Origin of the sequence: Mycobacterium sp. (genome assembly GCF_019243155.1) — a bacterium.
Classification (GTDB): domain Bacteria; phylum Actinomycetota; class Actinomycetes; order Mycobacteriales; family Mycobacteriaceae; genus Mycobacterium.
In genome coordinates this window covers 1-4,922 of the sequence record NZ_JAFAUS010000339.1, presented here as the reverse complement: position 1 = coordinate 4,922, position 4,922 = coordinate 1, and the positions used below count along the sequence as shown (strand labels likewise).

The window sequence follows — 4,922 nt, the reverse complement described above, 5'->3', positions numbered from 1 at the left end:
GACGGTGTCCTGCGCCCACGGGTCGGGCAACAACCAACTGAACCCGAAACGAATGCTTGGCTGGCGCCGCAGGGCATCGAAGCCGCGCCCCAGCTCGGCGAGGACCCGCTCGACGTAGTCGAGGAACACCCGTCCGGCCCTGGTCGTCTCCACATGCCGCGAACTGCGGTCGAACAGCGTCACCGACACCGCATCTTCCAACTGCGCGATGGTGCGACTCAGGGCCGGCTGGGTGATGCTGAGTTCGTCGGCGGCCTGGGTGAACGACTGCAGCCGAGCCACCGCCTCAAACGCCCGCAGGTGGCGCAGCTCGACTCGGCCGCTGTGCAACACGCCCATGCCTGCCGAGCATAGATGCTTTACAGCAGGCATTTCACGTGGGATTTCCGCTGCCCTAACGTCGGTTGCAAGAGATGCGCAAGCCAGCTCTTTCTACGGAGGAAAAATGCCGCTGTTGTATGTCGACCTGATCGAGGGTCGCTCGCCGTCCGAGGTCCGCGCGCTTCTGGACGCGATTCACGAGACCGTGGTGGACGCGTTCGAGGTGCCCGAGCGCGACCGCTATCAGGTGGTGCACACCCATTCCGCTCACGAGATCGTCACCCAGGACACCGGTCTCGGCATCGATCGCTCACCCCGGCAGGTGATTCTGCACGTGGTGAGCCGGCGCCGTGCACGTGAACTCAAGCAGAAATTCTACGAGTTGCTGGCGTCCCGGCTGGCCGATCGGTGCGGGCTCGACCCGGCCGATCTGATCGTCTCGATCACCGAAAACGATGACGAGGACTGGTCTTTCGGGTACGGCCGCGCGCAGTTCCTCACCGGAGAGCTCAAGTGAGTGCCGGCATCCTGAGCACCCGTCTCACGCAGCGACTCGGGATCGAGAAGCCGGTTCTGCTCGCGCCGATGGCCGGAGTCTCCGGCGGTCGATTGGCGGCCGCGGTGGCCCGGGCGGGCGGGCTGGGGTTGATCGGCGGCGGCTACGGCGACGCCGACTGGCTGCGGGCCCAGATCGACGAGGCCGATGGCGCCCGCGTCGGGTACGGGTTCATCACGTGGAGCCTGGCCCGTAACCCCGGATTGCTCGACGTCGCCCTCGCCGAGCAACCGGTGACCGTCATGTTGTCCTTCGGTGATCTGCGGCCGTTCGCCGAGCGCATCCGCGCGGCCGGCGTGCCGCTCACCGCCCAGGTGCAGAAACTCGACCAGGTCCGTCACGCGCTGGACGCCGGCGCGGAGATCATCGTCGCGCAGGGCGGCGAGGCCGGCGGGCACGGAATGAGCGTGCGCTCCACTTTCACGCTGGTGCCCGACGTCGTCGACCTTGTGGCGCAGCGTTCGCCCGAGACGTCGGTGGTGGCCGCCGGCGGTGTCGCCGACGGCCGCGGACTGGCGGCCGCGCTGGCGCTCGGCGCCGACGGCGCGGTCGTGGGAACCCGGCTGTGGGCGTCGCGGGAGGCGTTGGTGTCGCCGTGCGCGCACCAGCGCGCCATCCGGGCCGGCGGCGACGACACCATTCGGACCCGCGCTTACGACGTCGTGCGGCGGCTCGATTGGCCCGCCGAATACAACGCCCGCGCCTTGGGCAACGCGTTCCTCGACACCTGGCACGGCAACGAGGAGGAGTTGTCGTCGTCGCTTCCCGAGGTGGTGGGCACCTACGAGAAGGCCTTCGCGGCAGAGGATTTCGAGACGGCAGCCATACTCGTCGGCGAAGCGGTGGGCCGCGTTCGCGAAATCCGTCCCGCCGCCGACATCGTCGCCGACATGACCGACGAGGCAGCGCGAATCCTGAACCGCGCAAAGACGCCGGTGTCATTGACGGCGCCCTAGACAGCCGAGTTGGGAATCTGGTTTGCTCAGCTAGGTTCCTCATCACGGGGCAGGAGTTCGCTATGGCCCGTCTCAACGTGCCGGATGGCCCGGGCGGCGAAGCCGCGATGATCTGGTCGCTTCGACCGCAACTCGGCGGCATGGTGGAGCGGATGATCCGCGGCGCATACCAGCAGAGCATTCTGCCCGCCGACGAGCGTGAGCTCGCCAGGATGCGCATCGCCCAGATCAATGACTGCGTCGCCTGCTCGGGCTTTCGCGCGCAATCCGTGCTGGACGCCGGCGTGGCACCGGAGCTCTACGACAACGTCGCCGGGTACGCCGACTACCCCGGCTACACCCCACGCCAGCGCCTGGCGATCGAGCACGCGGAACGTTTCGCCACCGACCATGCGTCCATGGACGACGCGTTCTTCGAGCGGCTGCGCGAGTGCTTCTCCGACGAGGAGATCCTCGACCTGACGCTGTGCGTCGCGGTGTTTCTGGGCCTGGGGCGGTCGTTGACGGTGCTCGGCGTCGACCAGTCCTGCGCGATCGACCTCTGACCAACCTACGAAGGGATCCAATGGACATCGCCTCGGTCGACGAACTGCTGACCACCACGCGCTCGGTACGCAAGCGCCTCGACCTGACCCGCCCGGTCGGCCGTGAGGTGATCCTCGAGTGCATCCGACTGGCGATGCAGGCGCCCACGGCGAGCAACACCCAGGACTGGCGCTGGCTGGTGATCACCGACGCCGACAAGCGCGCGGCCATCGCCGACGTCTACCGGAGCGTCGGCGCCGACTATCTCGCCTACGCCGCCAAGGAGGTGTCCGATCCGCAGACCCAGCGCGTGTACGAAAGCGCGTTCTCCCTGACCGACACGCTGGCTCAGGTTCCCGTGCACGTCATCCCGTGCCTCGACAACCGCATCGACAACTCGAACCTGCTGACCGCCGCGTCGGCCTGGGCGTCGATCATCCCGGCAGGCTGGAGCTTCCTGCTCGCCCTGCGATCCCGCGGGCTCGGATCGGTGTGGACGACGATGCATCTGGCCAAGGAAAAAGAGGTCGCCGAGTTGCTCGGCATTCCCGAAACGGCTACCCAGGCAGCGCTTTTCCCCGTCGCCTACACCATCGGCACCGACTTCCGGCCGGCCGCACGACCGCCCGCGGAGACCGTCACTTATTGGGATAGCTGGGGAGCGAGTTGATGCAGTCCTACACCGTGCGATTCCACGTCGATGCCCCACCGAGGAAAGTGTGGCGGGTATTGCATCCGCCGGCCCCGCCGAACTCGCCGCGGCCCCGGGTGCTCAAGTGGCCGACCGGCAGCATGAAGATCCTCAACGAGGGCAACGAAGCGGGCGAGGGCCTGGTCCGCACCTGCGTCTTCGAGGTGCCCAAGTACCTGCTGACCGGCGGCAGGGCGCGATCGTGGGAGACCGTGACCGAGGCAGAGATCAACCGGCTGTCGCGGTACACGGCGGTCGGTGCGCCGCTGTGGTCGCGCGCCGAGGGTTACCACGAACTCGAGGAGCAGCCCGACGGCACGACCGTGCTGACATTTCACGAGACCTACCACGCCTACAACCCGGTCCTGCGCTTCTTCCTCGAACGCCCGGTGCACGCGAAGATCTCCCGCGACAATCTGGAGACGTACGAGCACGCGCTCGGCTATGCGGGCAAGGTGCGGCGGCTTACTTAGCAATTTATGAATTAGGCGTTTCACGCCGGTACCCTCGATTTCTATGGGTGGAATTTCTACCGCGGCGAGATTGGCCGCCGCGAGCCTGCTGATCGCGGGCTGGGCCGCGTCCTCTGTGGTGGCCAGCGCCGACCCTGACGACACGCATGGCCCGGCGCCGGGGCCCGCCCCGGCCGGTTCACCTGGACCGTCGCCAGCCGCATCTCCCGCGCCGGCGGCGTCGCCCTCCGGATCGCCCAGCGCCTCACCCGGGCCCGGACCAAAGACGACCATCGACAAAGACGGCACCTACGCGGTGGGGACCGACATCGTGCCGGGGATCTACAGTTCGGCCGGGCCCACCAACAACGGCACCTGCTACTGGAAGCGGATGGGCAATCCCGACGGCACCCTGATCGACAACGCGATGACAAAGAAGCCGCAAGTCGTCCAGATCGATCCGACCGACAAGTCGTTCAAGACATCGGGCTGCCAGACCTGGACGCTGACCCCGGACGCCGCCCTGCCCTCCACACCGGCGCCGGGCAACGTGCAGGGCACTCTCGGCATCATCAACGGCCTCTTGGGCGGGAACAACCAGCAACCGCCGCACTCCTGACGGTCGTGGAGATTGTAGTCGTTGGTGCCGGCGTAAGCGGGTTGACGTCGGCCATCTGCCTGGCCGAGTCGGGCCGGCCGGTCCGGGTGTGGGCGGCCGCGATGCCCCCACAGACAACCTCGAAAGTCGCGGGCGCCGTCTGGGCGCCGCCGCGGCCGGCCGACCGCGCCCCCGAGACGCTGGGTTGGATCGAACACTCCCTGCAGGTATTCCGCGAACTCGCGGATGATCCCGCATCCGGCGTGCGCCTGGCACCCGCGGTGGCCGTCAGCGAGTTGACCGCGGCGGAGGCGATGTCGGCGGCGTCGGCCGCACTGATCCCCGACCTGCGCCCGGCAGATCCGGACGAGCTTCCCGCGGGCTTCGGCAACGGGTTCCGCGCCACGCTGCCGATGATCGACATGCCCCAATACCTCGACTACCTCACGCGGCGACTGGCCGCCGCCGGATGTGAGATCGAGGAGCACCCGGTCCAGTCACTCGCTCAGGCCGCCGACAGCGCACCGATAGTGGTCAACTGCACGGGCCTGGCCGCGGGACGGCTGGCCGGTGACGACACCGTGCGCCCGCTCTTCGGCCAGCACGTGGTGCTCACCAATCCCGGTCTGCAGCAAATGTTTATCGAAATCAACAGCGGCCCGGAATGGACCTGCTACTTCCCCCACCCGCAGCGCGTGGTGTGCGGCGGGATCAGCATCCCCAACCGCTGGGACACCGCCGCCGATCCCGAGGTGACCGAACGCATCCTGGCGCGGTGCCGACGAATCGAGCCGAGGCTGGGCGAGTCCGAGGTGATCGAGAC

8 protein-coding genes are annotated in these 4,922 nt (G+C 67.9%); 7 read left to right on the top strand and 1 reads right to left on the bottom strand.

Annotation, left to right across the window (positions count from 1 at the left end; all coding sequences use genetic code 11):
- On the bottom strand, positions 1-339 hold a 339-nt coding region (locus tag JOZ00_RS17465), incomplete at its 3' end, for a LysR family transcriptional regulator (RefSeq protein WP_293345761.1).
- Positions 340-445: 106 nt separating this feature from the next.
- Between JOZ00_RS17465 and JOZ00_RS17460 the strand changes: the two genes are divergently transcribed.
- The 7 genes from JOZ00_RS17460 to JOZ00_RS17430 all read left to right on the top strand — a co-directional run.
- The gene (locus tag JOZ00_RS17460; protein WP_293345759.1) at positions 446-838 is read left to right on the top strand and encodes a tautomerase family protein; all 393 of its coding nucleotides are present in this window, start codon (positions 446-448) and stop codon (positions 836-838) included.
- Complete coding sequence (locus JOZ00_RS17455; RefSeq protein WP_293345758.1) at positions 835-1,833, top strand: nitronate monooxygenase; 999 nt, start codon at positions 835-837, stop codon at positions 1,831-1,833. Before JOZ00_RS17460 ends, JOZ00_RS17455 begins: the two co-directional genes overlap by 4 nt.
- 62 nt (positions 1,834-1,895) lie before the next feature.
- Complete coding sequence (locus tag JOZ00_RS17450; RefSeq protein ID WP_293345756.1) at positions 1,896-2,378, top strand: carboxymuconolactone decarboxylase family protein; 483 nt, start codon at positions 1,896-1,898, stop codon at positions 2,376-2,378.
- Positions 2,379-2,398: 20 nt separating this feature from the next.
- Complete coding sequence (locus tag JOZ00_RS17445) at positions 2,399-3,028, top strand: nitroreductase family protein (protein WP_293345754.1); 630 nt, start codon at positions 2,399-2,401, stop codon at positions 3,026-3,028.
- The gene (locus JOZ00_RS17440) at positions 3,028-3,522 is read left to right on the top strand and encodes an SRPBCC family protein (RefSeq protein WP_293345752.1); all 495 of its coding nucleotides are present in this window, start codon (positions 3,028-3,030) and stop codon (positions 3,520-3,522) included. The genes JOZ00_RS17445 and JOZ00_RS17440 overlap by 1 nt, the downstream gene beginning before the upstream one ends.
- 43 nt (positions 3,523-3,565) lie before the next feature.
- Entirely contained in the window at positions 3,566-4,120 is a 555-nt protein-coding gene (locus tag JOZ00_RS17435) for a hypothetical protein (protein WP_293345751.1), read from the top strand.
- Positions 4,117-4,922: FAD-dependent oxidoreductase (locus JOZ00_RS17430; RefSeq protein ID WP_293345762.1), on the top strand; the 806-nt coding region annotated here is incomplete at its 3' end. The genes JOZ00_RS17435 and JOZ00_RS17430, both read left to right, overlap by 4 nt.